The organism is Microbacterium sp. CIAB417 (assembly GCF_022788845.1).
This window is the reverse complement of sequence record NZ_JAHZUT010000002.1, coordinates 836,562-861,694: the sequence shown is the minus strand read 5'-3', so window position 1 is coordinate 861,694 and position 25,133 is coordinate 836,562. Positions and strand designations below refer to the sequence as shown.

Below are 25,133 nucleotides of genomic sequence, written 5' to 3'. Positions count from 1 at the left end.
GGCCAACCATGGAGATCACCCTGCAGTACTTCGACGGCTGCCCGAACTGGGAAGTACTCGACCGCCGGCTTGCTGAGCTGCTCGACGGTCGATCAGATATCCGCGTCACACGACAGTTGGTCGAGACCGCCGAGGACGCCGAGCGCCTCGGATTCCACGGGTCACCGACCGTCCTCGTCGACGGCGTCGATCCCTTCGCCGACGAGCACACGCCGGTCGGGCTCGCCTGCCGGGTGTTCCGTACCCCTGCCGGGCTGGGAGGCTCTCCGACCGTCGAGCAACTGCGCGAAGCGATTTCCGGCCCGGCTCTGACGGGTGATGCTTGATCAGGGGTGGGTGGAGCGGAGAGCCGGGTAATCGGACCACTCGCCACCGGCGAGACGCGACCATGAGGCAGCGGATGCCGTCGTGATGCCGAGGAGATCCGAGACGATCCGGGGATGCAGTTGCCGGGTGAGCTCGATGAGCGCTGTCGTGCGGGCGCTCCCGGCAAGCAGGCCTTCGGCGCGAAGGCGACGGCTGAGCGGCCCCGGGGTGAGGTGACGGCCCGGGTTACGGCCGGGGAACAACCACCCTTCAGGATGGCCCTTTGTGGCATCGACGAGCTCGACGATGGCGTCGCCGAGGATCGCGGGGACCTCGATCGGCTCGGCCCCGACGGTGAGCGTCACGGGCCGCGAGCTCGTGTCGACCTGTGCCCGGGTGATCGTGACGATGCGGGTCAGCTGGATCCCGTAGAGCAGCACGAGGAGACCCGCGGCCCGGGTCTTCGGGTCCATGTCGGCATCGGACAGGAACCTGCGAGCCATCTGCCATCGGTGATCAGAGGCGTAGTCTCGCCCCTCGAGGCGATGGGCTCGAAACTCGACCCGAAGGGTGCTCAGCCGGTGTTTTCGCAGCCAGCGAGTGAACGGTGCCAGCGCGTCGCGTTGGCTAGGCGAATCGGTCAGATACGCGTCGAGTAGGCGCTGCGGGAACGTCGCCAGCGTCTCCTGCTGCGCCCGGATCTCCCCGAGGAACGCGGCGCAGTACTTCAGTGCAGCCCTCTGCCTCTGGAAGCCGGAAGCAGGGCTGGACGCGCTGCGCAGTGTCCGAGTGGATCGGAGGAGCTCCCAGGTGCAGTAGCGGCGCAGGATCAGCCGGTCCTCGGGATGGTCGATGCCACCGAGCCAGTCGTTGAGCCAGTGGTCGAAGCGCGTGCCCTCGACGTCGAGCTCCGGCAGCACGCCGGAACGGACCAGCAGTGAGAGGAGGAACGCGACCGACTGTCCCGACCGGGCTCGGGTGATGATCGCCTCGGCGGTGAGCGGCAGGGTCCCGTCCGCGAGCTCGCGGAGCACCATCGCGCACTTGCTCTTGTGCAGCCAGCGTTCGAGCGACGCCGCTTTGCCATGGTGCGTGAGCAGATAGTCAGCAAGCGGGTGGAGATCCTCACGGATCTCTCCCGCATCGTCGGCGAGCAGCTGTTGGATCGCGACGGGCCGGCGGCACTCGACGCAGAGGTGATGTTTGCGGATTTCCTCGATCGAGCCGCATCCAGGGCAGGCCATCGTGATCGGAGTGCCCGCGCAGTCGGCGCAGACCTTCTGGCCATTCATGAACCCGGTGAGGAACACTCTGCGCGCGCACTCGGGACAAGGTTGGGGTCTGCGCATCGCGTAGTAGCAGCGCGCGCATACTCGTCGTCCGTCGAGGTGCGAGGCGACGCGGCCAGGTTCTCCGCAAAGACCACAGGTCTTGATCGGTGCGGTGTAGCAGGCCAGGCAGACGAGTTCCGGGCGACGGACGACGATGGTCGCGTGCTGACCGCACCGCGAGCAGTCGCCGAACGATCGAGGGTCGGCTCGCCAACAGTCACGGCAGAAACGCTGTCCGTCGATGGTGCGCTGCACGGGCCGGACCCGGCCACAGGACGCGCAGGAGACGGACCGGGCCTTCCGCTCGCATCGGGAGCAGTGCCGACCACCGCCCGGCGTCTTGTGGGGCATTCTCACCGCGCGTCCGCAGGACTCACACGTCGGCAACACCACCCGGCTCGCCCCTTCTTTGACCAGCGCATGGGCCAGATTCTGAACGGTCGCTGGCACGTTCGCATGCTGCCCCTCCAGGACTCCGGGCTGCTTGATCAGCGCGAGCTCAAGAAGCCGCTGCGTGAGGGGTACTGGCGCGACCGTATGCACGATCTCAGTGAGTCGCTCGGGAGAGATCTCGGGAACGAGAGGGCGGACGAGAGCGACGACTTCAGCGACTCGCGGCAGCTGCGGAGGCTTGGCCACCGCGGCTACTTCGTACGCGGCCGACGGATCGCCGCGCGAACAGGACGGAGATCACCGATCGCCCCCCGTGTCGCCTCCTCACCCACCGCCACCGGGGTCGAGGCCTCCCGGCGAGTGATCGTCACGAGATCGTCGAGCGAGCACTCCAGCGCATCGCACAACGCCGCCAACACGTCGAGACGCACCCGCTGGGGCGGCTGAGTCACCAGCCGATACACCTGCTCCCGGGACAGGTCGATGCCGCGCTCTTCGAGTAGGGGTTTCAGTTTGGAGGTCTGGAAGATCCCGCGCGACGCCATCACGCTGCGCAGATTCCAGCCGGTGTCGAGCTCAACGGTCATCAGCTTCTCCTTCGATGAGGGCCTTCAGCGCTTCGGCGAGCACACGGTTCTTGTAGTCCGAGCTGACGGAGGCGTAGATCGAGGTCGTCGAGGCATGCATATGCCCGACCTGCTCTTGGACGAATCGATCGGCGTACCCGAACTCCAGAAGGTGTGTGACATAGGAGTGCCGGAGGCTGTGCAACGTCAGGTCCTTCGACAGGCCGGCTTCATCACGCAACTCTGCGAACCTCCGATCGAGATACCCAGCAGACAGACGCGTGCGGCGCTCGGTCACCCAGAGCGCGTCGAGGTCGTCTCCGGGCGCGAAACGGGCCCGGGCCTGCTCGAGCCATTGCTGCATGCCGGGGACCCACCAGTCGAATTCCGGCACCAGCAGCACCGTGCGACGTCGTGGCGCGCCACCGCCCGCCGCCTTCGCCCATCGCACGTGGACCGCGCCGTAGCGGCCCCACTGGCGCATCTTCGCGTTGTGGTGCAAATCGACGGTATCGAGCATCACCGCCTCAGTGCGGCGCAGACCGAACGCGTAGACCGTCTTCAGCAACTGGGCATCCCGCAACGCGCCGAGCGCACCCTTTCGCCCGGAACTCACGAGCAGCTCGACGCGGGCGTCGGCCGTATCGAACAGGCGCTCGATCTCGTCGTACGTGAACGGGCGACGCTCCCCATGGCCTTCGAACTCGAACCGGTGCGCCACGGTGTTCCACGGCAGGCACACCTGCGAAGGGACCTCCCCAAACTCGCGATCGCAGATCTCCATCCAGTCGTACAACGGGTTCGTGAGGTAGTCACAGAACCCACGGATAGACCCATGGTTGGCGCGCATCGTCGACAACGTCCGAGTGCGACCGCCAGACTGAGCAGTGAACTCATCCACATCCGCGACAGTCCACCTCCAAGGCGGTTTGTCCACGAAATCACGGAACCGTGTCACCGTCGCCGTCCGGTTCCGGATCGTCTGCTCACGGAGCCCGCGCGACAGCTGCTGGTTCCGCCAACCATCGATCATCGCACTGAAAACCTGCGCTTCCGGGTTCGCCAGTGCGACGTTCGATGCTGACGTGATCAGCCGAAGCGCCGCTGGAGAAGCCTCAAAATCTTGCATTAGATGCAACAAAGTATGGGACAGTGCATCACTGTGTCAACCCAGATCTCCGCATCCGCGAGATCACGCTGTTATGGTCGGAACACTTCGACACCGAAGGAGCCGAATAGGTATCGATTGCAAGCACGGACAGTTGCATTCACTGCAACATGCGAGGGTTCTCAACCGTTCACGTGATGGGCGCGTACAACGTGCACGAATGAGACACGCAGCACCCGCACCCCATCCGTGTCTCAACCGTTCACGCCAGGGGCGCGCCGAGCGTGCACCCATGAGACACGCAGCGCCCGCACCCCATCCGTGTCTCAACCGTTCACGCGAATCCCCCCCGGAAACCTGAACGATTGAGACACGCAGGACCGCACCAGGCGCTCACACGCCGCACCGCACCAGGCATCACACGAAGGGTCGCGCGCGGTGCGCAGGCGGGTCGGAAGGCGGGCCCGCGCACGAGGCGCACGCTCAGCCGTCGATGACGGCGACGAGCTCGTCGAGGAAGGCGGAGAAGTCGGTGCCGCGACGCACGATGCGCTGCACGGAATCACGCTCGCTGAATACCTCGACGAACTGCTCGAACACAGTCTGGAAGGCTTCGCGATCGGTCTCGGAGAACGCCGCGAGCGCGACGACCTGCACCCGGGAGTCCCCCCACGGCATCGGCGGGTCGGCGATACCGATCGCGATGGCCGTACGCACCGCGGTCATCCCGATCGCGTGCGGTACAGCGAGGGCGTCGGTGAACGCCGTCGATGACAGGTGCTCGCGTTCGATGGCCCTCTCGACGTAGTCCGCGTCGATGATGCCGCGTTCCACCAGCAGTCCGCCGAGCTGGCGGATGGCGCCCTCCTCGCCCTCGGAAGCATCGAGCCCGCGCACGAACGATGCCGCATCGAAGTAGCGCTCCAGCTCGGCACGCAGCCGCGCGAGGCGGCGTCCACGGCGGATGCGGCCGGCGACGGCTTGCACGCGCTCGATGTCGCTGGGGGTCAGGAACGGCTGGATCCGCACGAAGCGCTCCCCCGACACGGGCGCATCGATCGTCGTCAACACGAGGTCGGTGTCGATCGCTGCCCAGTCGGGATCGACCCGCGTCTCGACGTCGACGACCTCGATGGCCTGGCCGAGCGAGCGGTCCACGCTTGAGCGCAGCAGCTCGTGGAGCTCGTAGTAACCCGGGCAGACGATGGTCGCGGTCAACAGGTTGTCGGATCGACGGCTGCGCTCGAGCTGCCCGCCGACGTGCATCGCGATGTACGCGATCTCGTCGTCCAACAGCGGGATGTCGAGGCGTTCCTGCAGCCGGCTCGCGATGTAGACGGCGACGTCGAAGATCATCGGGTACGTCGACTTCAGCGAGCGGGTCAAGGGGTTCCGTGACCACGCGTTCTCCCGGGCGCGAAGCCGCAGGTTCTGCACGTGCAGGCTGAGACGCTGCACGAACTCGGGCGCGAGGATGTCGACGAGAAACTCGGATGCGGCCTCCGCCACCACCTCGCTCACCACCTGCTCCACCTCCGCGTCCAGCGGTGTCCGCGCCGAATCGGCCGCACCGGGGGCGACGATGCGCGTGAGCACGATCGTCGCGAGGTGGATCGTGTCTCCCGTACCCAGACGCACGCCCAGATGCTCCTGGGCGAGCTCATCGATGACCCGGGCGATCGCCGCCTGCGCATCGGTCGGCGTGGTCGCCGCCTCGTCCAGCGCGCGGCCGAGCGAGACCCGATCGGCCGAGATCGCGATGTGCATCAGCACATCGGCGATGCCGAACTCGTTCACGTAGTAGCCCAGCTCGCTCAACCGAGCGACGAGCTCCGCCTTGAACTGGCCGAACGCGCGCGGCGCGACGGAGCCCTCACCCAGGGTGCGCCGCAACGCCGAGAGGTCGAAGGCCCCCTCATCCATCTCGTCGTGCACGAGGCGACTGAGCAGTCGGCGCTGTGCGGCTTCGGAACCGACGAGCCGCGCACGGGATGCGGAGCGCTCCAGCACCAGCTCCGTGCCTCCCAAGAGCCCCCGCACCCGGCCGAGATCGGACTCGAGCGTGGCGGGGCTGACGAAGAGCCGGTCGGCCGTTTCGAAGACGTCGATACCCTCATCGCCGGCGAGCAGCGCCCGCACGATCGTGTGGAGTCGGTCGCGCGGGGTTCCCGCATCCGCCGGGTGATCGCGCAGTGTGACGGCCGCCTCCGCGCCGGCGCGGTAGCCCAGCGGACCCGATTCGACGGCACCGGCAGCACGCGCGTTCAACGCGGTGACATAGCTGCGGATGCTGCGCGGCGTCACGCCGAGCAGGTCGGCGAGGGTGCCGGCGGTGATCCAATCACGCTCGCGGACCAGGATGCCCAGCACCCTGTCCTGTCGCGCTCGCGTCACGTCACCCTCCGAGATCCCGGCTGGCACCGGCAGTCCATTCCATCACGTGGGCGACAGGACCGGTCCGCCCTGCCGCGGCGATTTCCGCTCGGGGCGGAAGAACCTCTGGTTGCCGCGCTCTCGGGTGGTTCACAGGATGGAGAGGAAGGAGGCGGGTCGATGAGGATCCTGGTGGTGTGCGGCGCTGGTGCGTCGAGCACATTCGTGGCACAGCGGCTGCAGCGAGCGGCGGTGTCCGCCGGGCTCGATCTCCAGGCCGAGGCCGTACCGCACGTCGCGTTGACGACGCGGATCGGCGAGGCGGAGCTTGTCCTGATCGGACCGCACCTGACCCAGTTGGCGGACAGCATCCGAGAGGATGCGGCGCGCCACGGAGTTTCTGTGATCGTCCTGCCCGAGGACATCTTCACGGACCGAGACGGTCGGCGAACGCTCGACCTGATCACGAACCATGCAGCGTTGCTGTCCGGCCCCACGGCCTGAGAAGGAAAGGCACCCACATGTCCCTCGCAACCCGAACCGTGCGCATCGGCTCGTCGCACGGCCTGCACGCCCGCCCCGCGAAGCTCTTCGCTCAGGCGGCCAAGGATGCGGGCGTCCCGGTGACGATCGCGAAGGACTCAGGGGCGGCGACGAACGCCGCCAGCATCCTCGGCGTCATCTCGCTCGGTCTGGACTACGGCGACTACGTGACCCTGACCGTGGACGGCGGGGATGCGGAAGCGATCCTCGACCGCCTCGCGGACCTGCTGACCACCGACCACGACGCCGCCTGAGGAGAGACACCATGAGCACCACCATTCCCGGAGTCGGTATCGGACTCGGCGTCGCGCAGGGACCCGTCGCCCGCATGGCACCGCCCCTTCCCGCGCCCGCCGATGAGCCGTCGACGCTCGATGTCGCGGCCGAGACGGCCCGCGTGAGAGAGGCCGTCGCGGCCGTCGCCCGCGAGCTGGAGCAGCGCGGCGCCACTGCCGGCGGTGCCGCGCAGGACGTCCTCGAGGCCCAGGCGATGATGGCTGAGGACCCGGCACTGGAGTCCGAGGTCGACACCCGTCTCGCCGCCGGCGCCACGGCCGAGCGCGCCGTGTACGACGCGTTCGCGAGCTTCCGCGACACCCTCGTCGCCGTCGGCGGCTACCTCGGCGAGCGCGCCGCGGACCTCGACGACGTCGCCCAGCGCGTGATCGCCCGCCTGCAGGGCGTCGCCGCGCCCGGACTCCCCGAGCCCGGGCATCCCTATGTCCTGGTCGCGACCGACCTCGCCCCCGCCGACACCGCTCTGCTGGATCTCGACCAGGTGCTCGCGCTCGTCACGAGCGAGGGCGGGCCCACCTCGCACACCGCGATCCTGGCCCGCGAGAAGGGCATCGTCGCCATCGTCGGCGCCGCCGGCGCCGCGGACCTCGTCGACGACCAGGTCGTCATCGTGGACGCTGCCGCAGGCGTGGTCACCATCGACCCGACCGAAGAGGAACTGCGTCGCGCGCAGAACCGCGCCGATGCGCGCGCCGCCGCCGCATCCGCCCCGATCACCGCGGGCGCTCTCGCCGACGGCACCGCCGTGCCGCTTCTGGCCAACCTCGGCAACCCCGAAGGTGCCGCCGAGGCGGTCGCGCTGGGCGCCGAGGGGGTCGGCCTCTTCCGCACCGAGTTCCTCTTCCTCAGCTCCGCCAACGCCCCCACGGTCGCGCAGCAGCGGGAGTCGTACACGCGCCTGCTCTCCGCGTTCCGCGGCAAGAAGGTCGTCGTCCGCGCGCTGGACGCGGGCGCCGACAAACCGCTCGCGTTCCTCAACGACGCACACGAAGAAAACCCTGCGCTCGGGCTCCGAGGCTTGCGCGCCCTCCGCGCGAACGAGGACATCCTGCGCGAGCAGCTCACGGCCCTGAGCGAAGCGGATGCGGCCGTCGCCGCATCCGGCGAGCCTGCCGACCTGTGGGTCATGGCACCGATGGTCGCCACCGTCGAGGAGACGACCTACTTCGTGGCGCTCGCTCGCGAGTTCGGCATCAAGACGGCCGGCGTCATGGTCGAGGTCCCCTCGTCCGCGCTGCTCGCCGACCGCGTGCTCAAGCACGCCGACTTCGCCTCCATCGGAACGAACGACCTGACCCAGTACACCCTGGCCGCCGACCGTCTACTGGGCTCCGTCGCCGGCTTCCAGGATCCGTGGCACCCCGCGGTGCTGGGACTCATCGGCATCACCGGTCGCGCCGGCAAGGAACTCGGCAAGCCGGTCGGCATCTGCGGTGAGGCGGCAGCCGACCCGCTGCTGGCCGTCGTCCTGGTCGGCCTGGGCGCGACGAGCCTTTCGATGGCCCCGACGGCCCTGGCGGACGTGCGCGCCACACTCCTGAACTACAGCCTCGAAGATGCCCGCCGCATCGCCGACGCCGCCCTGGCCGCCGACGACGCCGCATCCGCCCGCGACGCCGCCCGCGCGGCCGCAGCCCCCATCCAGTAACACCCCTTCACGCAGAAAGCAGAAAGAGACAGTCTCATGACGACGACGTCAGCTCCGGTCAAGCAGCCGGGAGGCGCCCGGGTCGCGGTCCAGCGATTCGGCACATTCCTGTCCGGCATGATCATGCCCAACATCGCGGCCTTCATCGCGTGGGGCTTCATCACGATGCTGTTCATCCCCGCCGGGTTCTTCGGCGCGGACAGCCCCTTCGGGTGGCACTGGTACCCCGTCTCCGAGATCATCGGCGGCGGCGGCGACTCCGCCATCATCGGCTGGAACGGCGCCATGACCGCGCTCGCCCAGGGCGACGGTGGCACCTTCCAGGCCTACGCGGGTCTCGTGGGCGCCATGGTCACCTACCTGCTGCCGCTGCTGATCGCCAACACCGGAGGCCGCATGGTCTACGGCGAGCGCGGCGGCGTGGTGGCCACCATCGCCACCATGGGTGTCATCCTCGGCACCAACATCCCCATGTTCCTCGGTGCGATGATCATGGGCCCGATCGCGGCCTGGATCACCAAGCAGATGGACAAGATCTGGGACGGCAAGATCAAGCCCGGCTTCGAGATGCTGGTCAACAATTTCTCCGCCGGCATCCTGGGCATGATCCTCGCGATCATCGGTTTCTTCGCCTTCGGCCCGGTCTTCCTGGCCATCAGCGACGGCCTCGGCGAGGCGGTGAACTGGCTGGTCTCGCTGAACCTGCTGCCGCTCGTGTCGATCATCGTCGAGCCGGCCAAGGTGCTGTTCCTCAACAACGCCATCAACCACGGCGTGTTCACCCCGCTCGGCATCCAGCAGGCGGATGAGGTCGGCAAGAGCATCCTGTTCCTCATCGAGGCCAACCCCGGCCCCGGCATCGGCCTGCTGCTGGCCTTCTCGTTCTTCGGAGTGGGCATTGCAAAGGCCTCGGCTCCGGGCGCTGCGATCATCCAGTTCTTCGGCGGCATCCACGAGATCTACTTCCCGTACGCGCTGAGCAAGCCCGTCACGATCCTCGCTCTCATCGCGGGCGGCGCGGCCGGTGTCACGACCAACATGGTGCTCGGCGGCGGTCTCGCCTTCCCCGCGGCCCCCGGCAGCATCATCGCGGTCGGAGCCGCGGCGATCGGCCCGGGTGTCGGCAACCTGCTGATCGTGTTCCTGTCCGTGATCGTCGCGGCAGCGGTCACCTTCATCCTGACCGCGATCATCCTCCGCGCCTCCCGCAAGCGGGACCTCGCCGCCGAGGCCGATACGTTCGGCGCGGCGATCGCCCAGACCGAGGCGAACAAGGGCAAGTCCTCCGCCGCGATGGACGCCCTGCGCGCCTCCAGCTCCTCGGATGCCGCTGCCGCCCGCGACGCGAACGAGGCGCTCGACAAGCTCGAGACCGAGGTCGAGACCGGCGGCCAGGCCGACGGCGGGCTGCTCACCACGACGAAGATCACCCACATCGTCTTCGCGTGCGACGCCGGGATGGGTTCGTCCGCCATGGGCGCGAGCGTGTTGCGCAACAAGATCAAGAAGGCGGGCGTCGAAGGCGTCACAGTCACCAACAAGGCGATCGCGAACCTCGACGGCAGCGAGGACCTGGTGATCACCCAGAACCAGCTCACCGACCGCGCGCGCAAGCAGACGCCGGGAGCTGTGCACGTCTCGGTCGATAACTTCATGAACTCTCCGAAGTACGAAGAGGTCGTGGACCTGGTCGTCGATCAGCAGAAGGATGGTCAGCAGGGCTGACCCCACAGGATGCGGGTCGCACACCTCGTGCGGCCCGCATCCGTGTCCGGCGGGCACGAGATGCTTGCCGGCGCCGTGAGCAGGCAGCGCGCGGCAGGAACGGGAAAGGAAGAATCATGGCAGTTCTCGGTATCGGACAGGTGCGCATCCACTCGGGCGGCGCGAGCCGCGATGAGGCCATGCGCGAAGCGGCCGACATCCTCGAGTCCGCGGGAGCGGTCACGGGCAGGTACTTCGACGCCATGCAGCAGCGCGAGCAGGCCGTCTCGACCTACATGGGCAACGAGCTCGCGATCCCGCACGGCACCAATGAGACCAAGGACGAGATCCTCGCTTCCGGTCTGTCCGTCGTCCGCTACGACGGCGGCGTCGACTGGGACGGCAATCCCGTGTCGTTCGTGATCGGCATCGCCGGCAAGGGCGACGAGCACCTCGACATCCTGTCGCAGATCGCGCTGCTCTTCTCCGACGAAGACGACGTCGCGCGCCTCAAGGCCGCGTCGACGCCCGAGGAGCTCTACGAACTGCTCGCGTCGGTGAACGCATGAAGGCCGTCCACTTCGGCGCCGGCAACATCGGGCGCGGCTTCGTCGGCCTCCTCCTGCACGAGGGCGGCTACGAAGTGGTGTTCTCCGACGTGTCGGCCGGGCTCGTCGATGCGATCAACGCGGTCGACAGCTACACGGTTCACGAGGTCGGCGACGGCGGCACGGACGTCGTGGTCACCGGCTTCCGCGCCCTCAATAGCGCCGAGGACCCCCAGGCTGTCGTCGACGAGATCGCGTCGGCCGACGTGGTCACGACCGCGGTCGGCCCCACGATCCTGAAGTTCGTGGCCCCTCTCATCCGCGCCGGGCTCGCCCAGCGCGACGAGAGCCTCGCGCCCCTGCAGGTCATGGCCTGCGAGAACGCGATCGGCGCGACCGACCAGTTGCGCGCGCACGTCCAGGAGCAGGCCGGTGACGACTGGGCGGCGCTGTCCGCGCGCGCCGTGTTCGCCAACACCGCCGTCGACCGCATCGTGCCGGGGCAGCCGGCGGATGCGGGCGTCGACGTCGTCGTGGAGCCCTTCTACGAGTGGGCGATCGAGAAGGCGCCCTTCGGCGGCGCGCTGCCCCGCATCCCGGGCGCCCACTTCGTGGACGATCTGGCACCGTACATCGAGCGGAAGCTCTTCACCGTGAACACCGGTCACGCAGCGACCGCCTACCACGGCGCACGCGCGGGCATCGAGCGGATCTCGGATGCGCTGGCCGAACCGGAGATCGCGGCGGCCGTCTCCGCCACACTCGCCGAGACATCCGCGGTGCTCATCGCGAAGCACGACTTCGCACCCGACGAGCTCGCCCGCTACCGGGAGACGATCCTCTCCCGCTTCCGCAACCCGGCCCTCCCCGACACGGTGTGGCGCGTCGGCCGTCAGCCGCTGCGCAAGCTCTCGCGCCACGAGCGCTTCGTCGGCCCCGCCGCGGAGGCGGCCGAGCGCGGCCTGTCCACCGAGGCTCTCGTGGCCACGATGGGCGCCGCGCTCTCGTTCTCCTCCCCCGAGGATCCGGAGGCCGTCGAGCTGCAGCGTCTGCTCAGCACGAAGAGCGCCGCCGCGTTCACGACCGAAGTCACAGGGCTCGAGCCGCAGCATCCGCTGTTCGAAGCCGTGCGCGACGTCGTCGCAGCCCATCAATCGGCCTGAGCCATCGATCTCGCGAGCCCCGCTTCCGTCGGCCGTGACGGAGGCGGGGCTCGCTGCATTCTCCCGGAGAGCTGCCCCTAGCCTGGAGCAGTGAACGACCCCGCACCGTCTCGTCCTCGCCGCCGCGTCCGTCGCGTCCTGACGTGGTCGTTGGGCAGTCTGGGCGCTGTCCTGGCTGTCGCGGTGCTGGGCGTGCTCGTCTGGGGGCAGGTGGGAGTCATGGCCGCAGAGCCCGGGCCTCTCGCCGCGGTCCGAGCCGACTCGGCGATCGCGGTCGACGAACTGGGCGGCGCGATCGTGCTCTCCCCCGCATCCGGTTCATCCGAGGTGGGGCTCGTGTTCATCCCCGGCGCCAAGGTCGAGCCGATCGCGTATGCCGCCCGGCTCGCCGGTCTGGTCGACGATGGCATCACCGTCGTGATCACCCGCCCCTGGTACAACCTCGCGTTCCTGGACCCGCGGCCGCTCGACGCATTCACTTCGCTGGCGCCCGGTGTCGGCACGTGGATGGTGGGCGGCCACTCGCTCGGCGGCGTGCGCGCCTGCCAGCTCGCGACGGATGCGGACGCACTCGTGCTCTTCGCCTCGTACTGCGCGACCGACATCTCCGCCACGGGGCTGCGCGCGCTCAGCATCGGCGGAAGCGAGGACGGCCTGTCGACACCGGAGAAGATCGAGGATGCTGCGCCCCTCCTCCCGGCCGACGCGGAGTTCGTCGAGATCGACGGGGCTTCGCACGCATCCTTCGGCGCCTACGGACCGCAGGCGGGCGACGGCACGCCCACGATCGGCGAGGCGGAGATGACCGCGCGCGTGACGGAGCTCGTCACCGGCTTCGCCGCCTCCCTCGCTCGCTGACCACCGCGCTCGGCGTCGGCCGAGGGCGGTCACGGCACGGTCTCGGCCCCCGCATCCCGCATCCCGTGTCTCACTCCTTCACGCTCCGGGCCCCGCGCGCGTGCACACCTGAGACACGCACCTCACCCGTCACCTGCGTGTCTCACCGGATCACGTGGCACACCCCCGAACCGTGCACGGTTGAGACACGCACCTCGCCCGACCCCACCGTGTTCCGCTCCTTCACGCAGCGCGCCTCGAAGGGGTGCACACCTGAGACACGCAGCGAGCGCGCCGGGGTCAGAGAGCGGAACGCCGACCGTGGTCCTTCCAGCCCTGCGCGGTGAGCGCTGCACGCACCTTGGCAACCGCGATTCCCGGATCGGGTGAGAGGTGGTGATCGAGGATGCGGACGAGGTGCCACCCGGCATCCCGAATGGCATCCCAGCGATCGGCATCGCGGCGGAACTGCGTGACGCTGAAGGCATGCTGGCGCCCGTCATACTCCACGGCCACGCGGTATGCAGGAAACGACTCATCCAGCCGTGCGATGATGCGTCCCTGCGCGTCTCGAAGCGGCGCGTTCAGCTCCGGCTCCGGCAACCCTGCTCGCACCAACACCAGGCGCAGCAGGGTCTCGCGCGCCGACTCCGACCCCTCGCGTATCAACGACAGCGGCTCACCGAGAACATCCCCGCGCATCCGCAGCGCTTCGGTCTGCAGCGCGTGGATGGTGGTGAGGGGCCGGTCGCGGCGCACGAGGTGGTCGGCGGCGACGATGAGGTCATCCGTCGTCCAGGTGCGTGATGCCTGCACCCAGGCCCTCTCGGGAGCCTCCACCGGAAGCTCACCGACCCGGCGGATATCAGAGTCCCTCTGCTGTAGGCGGTGACCCCGCACCCCGCGCGTGCGTGGCGGAGAGGACGGCCGATGCACCGAGACGTGCACCGCACGCGCATCTTGCGGCGGCACCGCGGCTCCGTACAGCGCCAGCGCGGTGGAATGGCTGAAGAACTGCCCCTCGCCAAGGCGGGGCAGGTACCAGTGGCACAGAAGCATGAGCTCGTCGATCTCCGGGTGCGGCTCCGACCGCTGCGCACGGACTCCGTGGAACGGTGCGATGAACCGGCTCCCCTGGAGAACCCCGCGCCCGATCCCCGCCTCACGTGCGGATCGATACGAGAAGGCGGATGCCGGGAACGCCGCTTCGGTCATCCCACAGATGCCATCACGCCAAGGCGCCGCCTCTCTGCGCGCTCACTCGCATCGTCGGCGACCCGCCGGTCAGACGGAGTTGGGGAGGGGGCATCGTGTCGGCGGCCACGCGCCGTGTCTCAGTCGTTCACGATCGAGAGGCACTGAAGGTGAATCAATGAGACACCCGTCCGGCCACCCGCATCCACGTCTCACACGTTCACGCCCGACGCCCCGAAGCGGTGAACAATCGAGACACGGAGCGAGAGCGGCGACAGGTACCCGCATCCACGTCTCAGTCGTGCAGGCCCTGCGCGCCGAAAACGTGCACAACTGAGACACGGAGAGTTGGAGCCACCAGACTCCCGCGTCCGTGTCTCACCGGTTCACGCTCCACGTCTCGAAACGGTGAACAACTGAGACACGGAGTGGACGAGCGCCGAGCCCAGGCCACCGGGGCGGCAATCTGGCATCGAGGCTCAGCGATCGAAGCCCTCGCTGATGAGGTCGATCAACTCCTCGCGCTCCTCGACCGGCAGGAAGACGCCCGCGGCGGCGTTGATCTGGAACGTCTCGAGGTCGTCGAGGCCGTAGTCGAAGGCCTCCGCGAGCAGGGCCAGCTCGCGTGTGAGCGACGTGCGGCTCTGCGTGCGGTTGTCGACGTTCACGGTCACCGCGAAACCCAGCTGATACAGCAGGTCGAAGGGGTGATCGGCCATCTCATTGCCCCACGCCGCGATCGCGCCGGTCTGCAGGTTCGAGCTCGGCGAGAGTTCGAGCGGGATCTCGCGGTCGCGCACCCAGCGCGCCAGATCGCCGAAGACGACCTCCACGACATCACCCTCGCGCGAGACGACCTCGAGATCCTGTGCGATGCGCACACCGTGGCCGAGACGAAGCGCGCGGCCGTCCAGCAGAGCCGAGCGGATGGAGTCGAGTCCCGCCGCTTCGCCGGCGTGGACGGTGACCGGGAAGAACTGCGCGGCGAGGTAATCGAAGGCGGCACGGTGACGCGACGGCAGGAAGCCGTCCTCGGGACCCGCGATGTCGAAGCCGACCGCCCCGCGATCACGGAAGGCGACGGCGAGCTTCGCGATCTCCAGCGAACGGTCGGTGTGGCGCATCGCGGTGATGAGCTGGCCGACGCGGATGTCGTGTCCGGCATCCGCCGCCGCATCCTCGCCTTCCTCGATACCCTCCTGCACCGCGTCGACCACGTCTTCGAGCGAGAGCCCGCCGGACAGGTGCTGCTCGGGCGCCCAGCGCACCTCGCCGTAGATCACACCGTCGGCGGCGAGGTCCTCGACGAACTCCCGCGCGATCCGCGTCAGGTTCTCCCGCGTCTGCATGACCGACGTCGTCAGGTCGAAGGTCTTCAGGTACTCGACGAGAGAACCGGAGTCGCTCGATTCGGCGAACCAGTCCGCCAAGTCGTCGCCGTCGCTCTCGGGCACGGGCAGGCCCGCGGCGTCGGCGAGCTCGACGATCGTGTCGGGCCGCACCGCGCCGTCGAGGTGGTCGTGCAGGGAGATCTTCGGCAGGCTCCGCAGCGACACTCCGTCAAGGGTGGCGTCGCCGTGCTGGTCGATGGGCATAGGGGGTGCTCCTCGCGGATCGCGGTTGACTCAGGCGGTGATGCGTTCGGCGACGCGGGCGGATGCGGCAGGTGCCGCGTCGCCGATCTCCCAAGCCCCCTCGAGCGCCTCCAGGGCGCGTGGGAAGCGGGCAGCATCCTCCGCCGACAGGGTGAACAGCGGGTGACCGGCCTCGACGCGCTCCCCGAGTTGCGCGTGCAGATCGATGCCGGCCGCGTGGATCACGGCGTCCTGCGGACGCGCCCGCCCCGCCCCCAGCCGCCACGCGGCGATGCCGAAGGGCAGCGCCTCCAGGCGCGTGACGACGCCGGAGCTGGGTGCGAGCACCGTGTGCGTCTCACGCGCCACCGGCAGCGCCGCATCCGGGTCGCCGTCCTGCGCGATGATCATGCGACGCCAGACGTCCATGGCCCGGCCGTCCTTCAGCGCCGCCTCGACGTCCGCGTCGGGCTGACCGGCCAGCGTCAGCATCTCGCGGGCGAGGGCGACGGTCAGTTCGACGACGTCGGCAGGGCCCCCGCCGGCGAGCACCTCGACCGACTCGCGCACCTCGTTCGCGTTGCCGATCGCCCGACCCAGCGGGCTGTTCATGTCGGTGAGCAAGGCCGTCGTCGCGACGCCGGAGTCGTTGCCGAGTGCGACCATCGTGCGCGCGAGCTCGCGAGCTCTGTCGATGTCCTGCATGAAGGCGCCCGAACCGAACTTCACGTCGAGGACGAGGGATGCGGTGCCCTCCGCGATCTTCTTCGACATGATGCTCGACGCGATCAGCGGGATGGCCTCGACGGTGCCCGTGACATCACGCAGCGCGTACAGGCGCTTGTCGGCGGGTGCGAGCCCCGAGCCCGCGGCGCAGATCACCGCGCCGACGTCGTCCAGCTGCGCGAACATCTCGTCGTTGGACAGGGCTGCGCGCCACCCGGGGATCGACTCGAGCTTGTCGAGCGTGCCACCCGTGTGCCCGAGGCCGCGTCCCGAGAGCTGCGGCACCGCGACGCCGAATGCCGCCACCAGCGGCGCCAGCGGAAGGGTGATCTTGTCTCCCACGCCGCCGGTGGAGTGCTTGTCGACCGTGGTCTTGGCCAGCGCCGTGAAGCTCATCCGCTCGCCGGAGGCGATCATCGCGTCGGTCATCACGCGGATCTCGTCACGGCTCATGCCGTTCAGCAGCACTGCCATCGCAAACGCGGACATCTGCGCATCCGTCACATACTCGCGCGTGTACGCGTCGATCATCCACCGCAGCGCCGACTCGTCGACACTACGGCCGTCGCGCTTGGCGCGGATCACATCGACGGCGTCGAACGGCTCGACGGCGCTCATCGGCGGTACTCCTCGAGGTCACGGGGACCGAACGCGTCGGGGAGCACCTCGTCGATCGTGCGGATGCCCGACACGGTCTCCAGCAGCATCCCGGGCAGCGCAAACTCGTTCAGCAGCTGGCGGCAGCGCCCGCACGGCATGATCGTCTGTCCGTCGCCGTTCACGCACACGAAGGCCACCAGCTGGCCGCCGCCGGTCATGTTCAACTCCGAGACCAGGCCGCACTCCGCGCACAGCCCGACGCCGTAGGACGCGTTCTCGACGTTGCATCCCGAGACGATCCGCCCGTCGGTGACGAGGGCGGCGGCTCCCACCTTGTAGCGGGAGTACGGGGCGTAGGCGCGCTGCATGGCCTCGGTCGCGGCGGTGCGCAGCTCGTCCCAGTCGATGTCGGTCACGGTGTCCTTTCGAAGAAGCGGATGCGGGCGTCAGCCCTTGATGTACGGCTTGCCGGAGGCTGCGGGCCCCCGGATCTGCCCCGCAAACCCTGCGACGGCCAGGATCGTCACGACGTAGGGCAGCATGAGCATGAACTCGCTGGGGATCGGCGTCTTGAGCACCGTGAGCAGGTTCTGCAGGTTCGTCGCGAACCCGAACAGCAGCGCCGCGAGCGTGGCGCGAATCGGATCCCACCGGCCGAAGATGACGGCGGCGAGGGCGATGAAGCCGAGGCCCGCGGTCATGTCCTTGCCGAACTGCGGCACCGAAACGAGGGTGAAGTAGGCGCCGCCGATGCCGGCGATGGCTCCCGCGAGAGACACGTTCCAGAACCGCGAGGCGTTGACCTTGATGCCCACCGTGTCGGCTGCCTGCGGATGCTCGCCGACGGCCCGCAGACGCAGGCCCCACCGGGTGCGGTACAGGCCCCAGGCGACGAGGGCGACCGTGATGAACATCAGGTACACGATGAACGTCTGGTTGAACAGGACCGGTCCGATGACGGGGATCTCGCTGAGCCCCGGGATCTGCAGGCGGGTGAAGCGCTCGGGGCGGTTCAGCTGGTTCTCATTCGGTGCCAGCAGGGCGCCGTAGAGGAATCCCGTCAAACCCGTGACGAGCACGTTGAGCACGACACCGACGATCACCTGGTCCACGAGGTACTTGATCGCGAAGGCGGCCAGCACGAAGGAGACCAGAACGCCGCCGATCATCGCTCCGATGAGCCCGATGAACGGGTTGCCCGTGATGCTCGACAGGAGCGCCGCGGAGAAGGCCCCGAGCAGCAGCTGACCCTCGATGGCGACGTTGACGACGCCGACACGCTCGCCGATCACGCCGCCGAGGGCGCCGAAGACCAGCGGGACCGACAGCGACACGGCGCCGAAGAGGAGGCTGGGAACGGGGACGAGCCCGTCGGCTCCGGCCCAGACGAGGAACGCGAAGACGCCGAGGACACTGAACGCGATGGTCAGCCAGAGGGGCTGACGGCGATACGACCAGGCGAGCCAGAAGGCGACGAGCGTCAGAACCACCAGCACGGCCCACACCAGCCACGAGGTCACGGCCGTGGGCACGCCCACATCCGCGAGCGCGAGCGCCTGCGAGGGGTCGCCCAGGCGGAACGACGACGTGCCGTCCCTCGGGGAGAGGCCGAACAGCGCGGCCAGAAGGGCGACGACCGCGGCCAACACGATGGGGGCCTTGAAATGCCGCTGCTTGACGACCGCGAGGTGGATGGTGCCGTCACTCTGCTCGCGCTGCGCCGTGGCGTTGTCGTGGATCGGAGCGCTCACGCGGCCACCGCCTTCTTCGCGGCCTTGGCTCGCGCCTTGGCGGCCTTCTCGGCATCGGACTTGGGCAGGAAGAACACCGCGCGCAGCAGGGGCGGTGCTGCGATGAAGAGCACGATGAGCGACTGCACGACGAGCACGATGTCGACCGGGATCCCCTGCGCCTGCATCGAGAAGGATCCCGCCTTCAGCGCCCCGAACAGGATGCCGGCGGCGAACGTCCCCCACGCACGGCTGCGTCCGAGCAGCGCCACAGTGATGGCGTCGAAGCCGATGCCGGCATCGATCGTGGCGCCGAATCCGGTCGTCACGGTTCCCTGGATCTGGTTCATCGCCGCGAGGCCGGCGAGACCACCCGCGAAGAGCATCGCGTAGATGTAGAGGCGATCGACGCTCATGCCCGCCGCACGCGCAGCGTGCGGGTTCTCCCCCACCGCGCGCAGACGCAGCCCGAGGCTGGAGCGCTCGATGAGCCACCACACGAAGACGGTCGCCGCGATCACGACGACGAAGCCCCAGTTGAGCTGCGGGAACTGCGGCCCCAGCAGATCGGGGAACTGCGCCGACTCGGGCGTCGGCTTCGTAATGGGCTGGTTGGTTCCGTCCATCTGGAGCAGACCGGGCGTGCGCAGCATCCACAGCAGCAGGTAGTAGGCCACGTAGTTGAGCATGATCGTCAGGATGACCTCGTGCGCGCCGGTGCGGGCCTTCAGCAAGCCGACCAGGCCACCCCACAGCGCGCCGCCGACGATGCCGGCGATCAGCGTGATCGGCAGGTGCAGCCACAGCGGCAGGTCGAGGTTGAAAGCGAACAGTCCCGCGAACATGGCCGCGATGAGCATCTGACCGCGAGCACCGATGTTGAAGAGTCCGGCACGGAAGGCGAGCGCCACGCCGAGACCGGCGGCGATGAGCGGAGTCGCGAAGCCGAGGGCGTTCGTCAGCGGTCGGATCTGCGCCGCGAAGTCGGCGCCGCGGGAGTTGAAGATCGCCCCGCGGAACAGCGCCTCGTACCCGTTGTAGACGGCCTGCCAGACCGCCACGAACGTGTCGCCGGGACGCGCGAAGAAGTAGCCCGATGCGGCCTGCACGTTCTCGTTGGTCACGGCGATGAGGATGCCGCCGACGATCATCGCGAGCACGATCGCGAGCAACGTCGTCACGGCACTGCCGCGCATCAGCTCGCGCAGGAAGATGCCGGACCGCGTCGGCCCGATGTCTTCGCCGGTCAGCGGACCTGTCGCGCGTGGCAGCTCGGCATCGCCGTCGCTCTTGCGCGCGCTTCCGTCGCTCGTGGGCGTCGAACCGCTCATGCGGCCACCTCCGGGTCGGTTGCGCCGGCCATCATGAGGCCGAGAGTGTCACGGGACGTGTCGCCGGGCACGATGCCGACGATGGTGCCGCGATACATGACGGCGATACGGTCGGCGAGGGCGCTGACCTCGTCGAGCTCGGTGGAGACGACGACGATCGGGATACCCGCATCCCGCGTCTCGATGATGCGCTTGTGGATGAACTCGATGGAGCCGACGTCGACGCCGCGGGTGGGCTGCGCGACGACCAGCAGGCGCAGGTCGCGGCTCATCTCGCGCGCGATGACCACCTTCTGCTGGTTTCCTCCCGACAGCGTGCCCGCGGGGGTCTCCGGCCCGCGGGTGCGGATGTCGTACTCCTGGATGCGGTCGCGTGCGAACGCGTCGAGGGCGCGGCGGCGCAGGGTGCCGCCGCGGGCGAAGGCGGGGTCGGACGAACGGTCGAGCACGAGGTTCTCGGCGACCGAGAAGCCGCCGACCAGGCCGTCCTCCTTGCGATCCTCTGGAACGAACCCGACGCCTTCGTCGAGAATGGCTCGCACGCTCTTGCCGACGAGTTCGGTGCCGTCGAGGCTGATCGAGCCCTCGACACGCGCAGCGAGTCCGACGATCGCCTCGACGAGCTCTGTCTGGCCGTTGCCCTGGACCCCCGCGACCGCGAGCACCTCTCCCGGGCGCACGTCGAAGTCGACGCCGTCGACCACGATCGCACCCGTGGCGGTGAGAACGCGCAGCCCGCTGACCTTCAGGCCTCCCTCACCGAGCGTGGGCGGCTCCTTCTGGACGGTGAGCTCGACGGCACGACCGACCATCAAGGAGGCGAGTTCCGTGTTGGTGGCGGTCGGCGACGCCTCGCCGACGACCTTGCCGAGCCGGATGACGGTGATACGGTCCGCGACTTCGCGGACCTCACGCAGTTTGTGAGTGATGAACACGATGGAGGTGCCCTCGTCGCGCAGCTGACGCATGATCGCCATGAGCTCGTCGGTCTCCTGCGGCGTCAGAACCGCGGTGGGCTCGTCGAAGACGAGCACCTTCGCGTCGCGCGAGAGCGCCTTGATGATCTCGACTCGCTGCTGGACGCCGACCGGGAGGTCGCCCACGAGCGCGTCGGGGTCGATCTCGAATCCGAAGCGCTGCGCCACCTCGCGCACGTGCGTACGGGCGGCGTTCAGGTCGAGACGTCCGAGCGCCTTGGTGCTCTCGTGCCCGAGCATGACGTTCTCGGCGACGGTGAAGACGGGGATGAGCATGAAGTGCTGATGGACCATGCCGATACCGGCGGCCATGGCATCGCCGGGGCCGCGGAAGTTCTGGACCACATCGTCCAGCAGGATCTCACCTTCGTCGGCGCGATACAGGCCGTACAACACGTTCATGAGGGTCGACTTGCCTGCGCCGTTCTCCCCCAACAACGCATGGATCTCGCCGGGCCGGACCACCAGATCGATGTGGTCGTTGGCGACGAGGCTGCCGAATCTCTTGGTGATCCCGCGGAGCTCGAGCTTCATAGATGCACCCTACCTGGGGGGAAAATGCCTGTCGAAAGGCGTCGGAACGGGACTCGGGGCGAGCGGCTGGAAAGCCACTCGCCCCGAGGTGGTGCGGTTCAGATCAAGAACCGGCGGGAGAGTTCTTCGAGGTCACCGTGATGGTGCCCGCGACGATGTCGTCCTGGAGCTTGGTCAGCTCGTCGGCGAGGCCCTCCGGCAGCTGCGACTCGAAGTCGTGGAAGCTCGAGAGCTTCACGCCCTCGTTCTTCAGCGTGCCGACGTACGGCGTCGGGTCAAACTCGCCCTTGGCCGCGGCGACGGTCGCGTCGTAGACGGCGACGTCGATCGCCTTCATGATCGAGACCAGCGTGATGTCGGCGACGCTGTCGTCGGCGACGGCGAGGTCGCTGTCGACACCGAGCATGAGCGTGTTCTTTCCGCTGTCGGCGATGGCCGCCGCGGCGCTCTTGTAGATCGGTCCACCCACGGGCAGGATCACGTCGACGCCCTGGTCGAGCACACCCTGAGCCGTCTGCTTCGCGGTGTCGTTCGCGTCGAAGCCACCGGTGAACGAGCCCTCCTGCGTGTCGACGTTCCAGCCGAAGAGCTGGACGTTCGCGCCCTTGTCCTCGTTGTACTTCTCGACGCCCATGGCGTAACCGTCCATGAAGACGGCGACCGAGGGGATCTGCATGCCACCGAAGGTGCCGACCTTGTTGACGCCGTCCTTGGCGGACCAGGCAGCGGCGGCGTAACCGCCGAGGTATGCGGCCTCGGCCGTGTTGAAGACCAGCGGCTTGATGTTGGGCGCGTCGGTCTTGCCGTCGTAGTCGGTGTCGGCGTAGTCGTCGATGATCGCGAAGTCGAGATCCGGGTTCGCGTTGGCGGCCTCGACGGTCGCGGCGGCGAGCTTGAAGCCGACGGCGATCACGAGCGTGCAACCCTCGGAGATGGCGGTCTGCATGTTCGGCGCGTAGTCGTTGTCATTGGTCGACTCGAACTCGAGCGGGGTGACGCCGAGCTCCTTGGCCGCCTTGTCCATGCCGTTCTTGGCCGACTCGTTGAACGACTTGTCGTCCCAGCCGCCCGCGTCGGAGACCAGGCACGGCTTGAAGCCGTCGACGACGTCGGATGCGGAGCCGCTCGTCGTTTCGGTCGTGGGGGCGGAACCACAGCCGGCCAGCAGCACCGCGGTGGCCGCGATCGCCAGGCCGCTGAGCAGCGCCTTGGTCGTCGTCTTCTTCACGAGTCCTCCATCAAGAGACGTGGGAATGCCCCGGCAGTTCCGGGGACGGATGCGGCAACGTTACCCAATGTGACGCGCGCACAACGGGCCGAGCGGCAGGCCGCAACGCAATGGTTACAAACGGCCCGTGACGCGCGTCTCGTCCGGCTGCGGCGCGGCGCCGCATCCGGTGTCAGAGCACGTCGCCGCGGCCGTTGAGTTTCAGCGCGTCGACGACCTGCTTGACCCGCTGCGCGTGCTCGGTCGTGGTGACCAGGAGAGCATCGGGGGTGTCGACCACGACGATGTCCTGCACGCCGATGAGGCTGATCACGCGCTGCGTCTGCGTCACCACGATGCCGCTGGAGGCGTCGGAGAGGATCCGCGCGTGCTCGCCGAGCACGGCGAGGTCGTTCTTCCGGCCGTTCGAGACGAGCTTGGTGAGGCTCGCGAAGTCGCCCACGTCGTCCCAGTCGAAGTGGCCGGGGATGACGGCCAGCTTGCCCTTGGCGGCGGCGGGCTCCGCGACCGTGTAGTCGATCGCGATCTTCTTCAGGGCGGGCCAGATGCGATCGACGGCCGGGCCGCGGCGATCGCGGTCGTCCCAGGCATCCGCCAGTTCGACCAGACCCGCGTGCAGCTCGGGCTCGTTCGCCTCGATCTCTGCCAGCAGCACATCCGCGCGCGAGATGAACATGCCGGCGTTCCACGAGTAGGCGCGATCGGTGAAGTACTCGCGCGCCGTGGCGAGATCGGGCTTCTCGACGAATCGCTCGACGAGCGCCGCTTCCGGGGCGCCGTCGATGATGAGTTCGTCGGCCTTCTTGATGTACCCGAACCCGGTGGACGGCTCCGACGGCTGGATGCCGATCGTGCAGATGTATCCGGCGCGAGCCACCGCGACCGCCTGGCGCACGGCGAAGTCGAAGACCCGCGAGCCCTGGATCACGTGGTCCGCGGCGAACGAGCCGATCACGACGTCGGGCTCGCGCCGCACCAGAATGGCCGCGGCGAGGCCGATCGCCGCGGTGGAATCGCGCGGCTCGGATTCGAGGAACACGTTCTTGTCGGGGATACCGGGCAGTTGCTTCTCGACGGCGGCGCGGTGCGCACGCCCGGTGACGACCGCGATCCGGTCGTGGCCGGCCAGCGGCTCCAGACGGTCCCAGGTGTCGCGCAGCAGCGTCTGTCCGGAGCCGGTCAGATCGTGCAAGAACTTCGGAGCGTCGGCCCGCGAGAGCGGCCAGAGCCGGCTGCCGATGCCGCCGGCCGGAATGACGGCGTAGAAACCCTCGATCTCATTCCCCATACCGGACACCCTATCCGTCGCATATGTCGCGCGAATGTCGGCGGCCGAACGCTCAAGCCACCGGCGCCACCGGTCCATTTATCTCGACGTCGAGATTGTTAGGTTCGCCTAAAGGGCGCCGTCCTGCTGCGGCGAATACACTGTCGGCAGCGCCCGCGTGACGCAGGGGACCAGCAAAAACCCCGAAGGGCAAACCCTGCCCCACCGTGTTCGATCAGGGAGGACGACCGTGGCTGCACCGGCACGCGTCACACCATCGCTCGCTCAGACGACGTCCAAGACGCCGCGCGGAACGCTGTACCGCGGCAACGAGGGCATGTGGTCGTGGGTGCTGCACCGCATCACGGGTGTGTCGATCTTCTTCTTCCTCCTCGTGCACGTGCTCGACACCGCCCTCATCCGCGTCTCCCCCGAGGCGTACGACGCGGTCATCGGCACCTACAAAAACCCGGTGATGGGCATCGGCGAGGTCGTGCTCGTCGCGGCGATCGCGTACCACGCCTACAACGGCCTGCGCATCATCGTCGTCGACTTCTGGTCGAAGGGCGCGCGCTACCAGCGTCAGCTCTGGTGGATCGTGCTGGGTCTGTGGGCCGTCACGATGCTCGGCTTCGCGCCGCGCCACCTCATGAACGTCTTCGCCGCGACGGGAGGCGGTCACTGATGAGCGCGACGATCGCCGATCCCCGCAGCCCGTTCTCCGCCCCCCGGCGCAAGGGCCCCAACCTCGAGAAGTGGGGCTGGGTCTACATGCGCGCCTCGGGTCTCGTGCTCGTGGTGCTGATCTTCGGACACCTCTTCGTCAACCTCCTGACGGGCGACGGCATCCACCAGATCGACTTCGCGTTCGTCGCAGGCAAGCTCTCCTCGCCGTTCTGGCAGTGGTGGGATGTCGCGATGCTCTGGCTCGCCCTCATCCACGGCGGCAACGGCATGCGCACGATCGTCAACGACTACGTCACGCACGCCACCACGCGGCGCGTTCTGGTCTGGGCGATCTGGATCGTGTCGGGCTTCCTGATCCTGCTCGGCACGCTCGTCGTCTTCACCTTCGACCCCTGCCTCGGCGTGACCAGCGACAGCGTGCTGTGGGAGGTGTGCCAGTAGGCACACCGCGTCCCACGGATCAGAACA

At 68.4% G+C, this 25,133-nt stretch carries 23 protein-coding genes; 10 read left to right on the top strand and 13 right to left on the bottom strand.

All coding sequences use genetic code 11. From position 1 onward, the window contains the following. The first annotated feature begins 8 nt into the window (after positions 1–8). Complete coding sequence (locus tag KYX17_RS10665; protein WP_058631820.1) at positions 9–326, top strand: hypothetical protein; 318 nt, start codon at positions 9–11, stop codon at positions 324–326. Here KYX17_RS10665 and KYX17_RS10660 read toward each other — a convergent pair whose 3' ends face one another. From KYX17_RS10660 to KYX17_RS10645, 4 genes are all read right to left on the bottom strand, one after another. Then, positions 327–2,180 carry a hypothetical protein gene (locus KYX17_RS10660; protein ID WP_243226961.1) on the bottom strand — a complete coding sequence of 618 codons (1,854 nt, stop codon included), beginning with the start codon at positions 2,178–2,180 and terminating at the stop codon, positions 327–329. It abuts the gene before it with no gap. 101 nt (positions 2,181–2,281) lie between these two features. Further along, positions 2,282–2,617, bottom strand: a complete 336-nt coding sequence (locus KYX17_RS10655; RefSeq protein ID WP_058631822.1) for a helix-turn-helix transcriptional regulator — start codon at positions 2,615–2,617, stop codon at positions 2,282–2,284. Further along, complete coding sequence (locus tag KYX17_RS10650; protein ID WP_243226960.1) at positions 2,607–3,725, bottom strand: tyrosine-type recombinase/integrase; 1,119 nt, start codon at positions 3,723–3,725, stop codon at positions 2,607–2,609. The genes KYX17_RS10655 and KYX17_RS10650 overlap by 11 nt, the downstream gene beginning before the upstream one ends. 462 nt (positions 3,726–4,187) lie before the next feature. Continuing rightward, complete coding sequence (locus tag KYX17_RS10645) at positions 4,188–6,098, bottom strand: transcription antiterminator (protein ID WP_243226959.1); 1,911 nt, start codon at positions 6,096–6,098, stop codon at positions 4,188–4,190. Between the two features lie 159 nt (positions 6,099–6,257). Between KYX17_RS10645 and KYX17_RS10640 the strand changes: the two genes are divergently transcribed. The 7 genes from KYX17_RS10640 (at position 6,258) to KYX17_RS10610 (ending at position 12,838) form a co-directional block, all read left to right on the top strand. Beyond that, positions 6,258–6,581 carry a PTS sugar transporter subunit IIB gene (locus KYX17_RS10640; protein ID WP_243226958.1) on the top strand — a complete coding sequence of 108 codons (324 nt, stop codon included), beginning with the start codon at positions 6,258–6,260 and terminating at the stop codon, positions 6,579–6,581. 17 nt (positions 6,582–6,598) lie between these two features. After that, a complete protein-coding gene (locus KYX17_RS10635; RefSeq protein WP_137416332.1) occupies positions 6,599–6,874 on the top strand; it encodes an HPr family phosphocarrier protein in 276 nt (91 codons plus the stop codon). 11 nt (positions 6,875–6,885) lie between these two features. Continuing rightward, complete coding sequence (gene ptsP, locus KYX17_RS10630; protein ID WP_243226957.1) at positions 6,886–8,565, top strand: phosphoenolpyruvate--protein phosphotransferase; 1,680 nt, start codon at positions 6,886–6,888, stop codon at positions 8,563–8,565. Between the two features lie 36 nt (positions 8,566–8,601). Beyond that, entirely contained in the window at positions 8,602–10,290 is a 1,689-nt protein-coding gene (locus KYX17_RS10625; RefSeq protein WP_243226956.1) for a PTS mannitol transporter subunit IICB, read from the top strand. 116 nt (positions 10,291–10,406) lie between these two features. Continuing rightward, positions 10,407–10,838 carry a PTS sugar transporter subunit IIA gene (locus tag KYX17_RS10620; RefSeq protein ID WP_243226955.1) on the top strand — a complete coding sequence of 144 codons (432 nt, stop codon included), beginning with the start codon at positions 10,407–10,409 and terminating at the stop codon, positions 10,836–10,838. After that, positions 10,835–11,980, top strand: a complete 1,146-nt coding sequence (locus KYX17_RS10615; protein WP_243226954.1) for a mannitol-1-phosphate 5-dehydrogenase — start codon at positions 10,835–10,837, stop codon at positions 11,978–11,980. The genes KYX17_RS10620 and KYX17_RS10615 overlap by 4 nt, the downstream gene beginning before the upstream one ends. 90 nt (positions 11,981–12,070) lie before the next feature. After that, the gene (locus KYX17_RS10610; RefSeq protein ID WP_243226953.1) at positions 12,071–12,838 is read left to right on the top strand and encodes an alpha/beta hydrolase; all 768 of its coding nucleotides are present in this window, start codon (positions 12,071–12,073) and stop codon (positions 12,836–12,838) included. 279 nt (positions 12,839–13,117) lie between these two features. On the opposite strand, the gene KYX17_RS10605 is transcribed toward KYX17_RS10610, so the two are convergent. The 9 genes from KYX17_RS10605 to KYX17_RS10565 form a co-directional block, all read right to left on the bottom strand. Then, entirely contained in the window at positions 13,118–14,032 is a 915-nt protein-coding gene (locus KYX17_RS10605) for a hypothetical protein (RefSeq protein WP_243226952.1), read from the bottom strand. A 458-nt stretch (positions 14,033–14,490) separates the two neighbouring features. Next, complete coding sequence (locus KYX17_RS10600) at positions 14,491–15,606, bottom strand: adenosine deaminase (RefSeq protein ID WP_243226951.1); 1,116 nt, start codon at positions 15,604–15,606, stop codon at positions 14,491–14,493. Positions 15,607–15,636: 30 nt separating this feature from the next. Next, positions 15,637–16,929, bottom strand: coding sequence for a thymidine phosphorylase (locus KYX17_RS10595; RefSeq protein ID WP_243226950.1), 1,293 nt, complete (start codon positions 16,927–16,929; stop codon positions 15,637–15,639). Further along, positions 16,926–17,327: a cytidine deaminase gene (locus tag KYX17_RS10590; protein ID WP_137416324.1), complete on the bottom strand. Its 402-nt coding sequence runs from the start codon at positions 17,325–17,327 to the stop codon at positions 16,926–16,928. Before KYX17_RS10590 ends, KYX17_RS10595 begins: the two co-directional genes overlap by 4 nt. 30 nt (positions 17,328–17,357) lie before the next feature. Next, positions 17,358–18,662, bottom strand: coding sequence for an ABC transporter permease (locus KYX17_RS10585; RefSeq protein WP_243226949.1), 1,305 nt, complete (start codon positions 18,660–18,662; stop codon positions 17,358–17,360). Continuing rightward, positions 18,659–19,972 carry an ABC transporter permease gene (locus KYX17_RS10580; RefSeq protein ID WP_243226948.1) on the bottom strand — a complete coding sequence of 438 codons (1,314 nt, stop codon included), beginning with the start codon at positions 19,970–19,972 and terminating at the stop codon, positions 18,659–18,661. Before KYX17_RS10580 ends, KYX17_RS10585 begins: the two co-directional genes overlap by 4 nt. Continuing rightward, positions 19,969–21,483 carry an ABC transporter ATP-binding protein gene (locus tag KYX17_RS10575; RefSeq protein ID WP_243226947.1) on the bottom strand — a complete coding sequence of 505 codons (1,515 nt, stop codon included), beginning with the start codon at positions 21,481–21,483 and terminating at the stop codon, positions 19,969–19,971. The genes KYX17_RS10580 and KYX17_RS10575 overlap by 4 nt, the downstream gene beginning before the upstream one ends. A 103-nt stretch (positions 21,484–21,586) precedes the next feature. After that, positions 21,587–22,711, bottom strand: coding sequence for a BMP family protein (locus tag KYX17_RS10570; protein WP_243226946.1), 1,125 nt, complete (start codon positions 22,709–22,711; stop codon positions 21,587–21,589). A 172-nt stretch (positions 22,712–22,883) separates the two neighbouring features. Further along, on the bottom strand, positions 22,884–23,999 hold the full coding sequence (locus KYX17_RS10565) for a mannose-1-phosphate guanylyltransferase (protein WP_243226945.1): 1,116 nt from the start codon (positions 23,997–23,999) through the stop codon (positions 22,884–22,886). A gap of 229 nt (positions 24,000–24,228) precedes the next feature. Between KYX17_RS10565 and sdhC the strand changes: the two genes are divergently transcribed. Both sdhC and KYX17_RS10555 read left to right on the top strand, forming a co-directional pair. Beyond that, positions 24,229–24,663 carry a succinate dehydrogenase, cytochrome b556 subunit gene (gene sdhC / locus KYX17_RS10560; protein WP_243226944.1) on the top strand — a complete coding sequence of 145 codons (435 nt, stop codon included), beginning with the start codon at positions 24,229–24,231 and terminating at the stop codon, positions 24,661–24,663. After that, the gene (locus KYX17_RS10555) at positions 24,663–25,106 is read left to right on the top strand and encodes a succinate dehydrogenase hydrophobic membrane anchor subunit (protein WP_243226943.1); all 444 of its coding nucleotides are present in this window, start codon (positions 24,663–24,665) and stop codon (positions 25,104–25,106) included. The genes sdhC and KYX17_RS10555 overlap by 1 nt, the downstream gene beginning before the upstream one ends. Positions 25,107–25,133 lie beyond the last annotated feature (27 nt).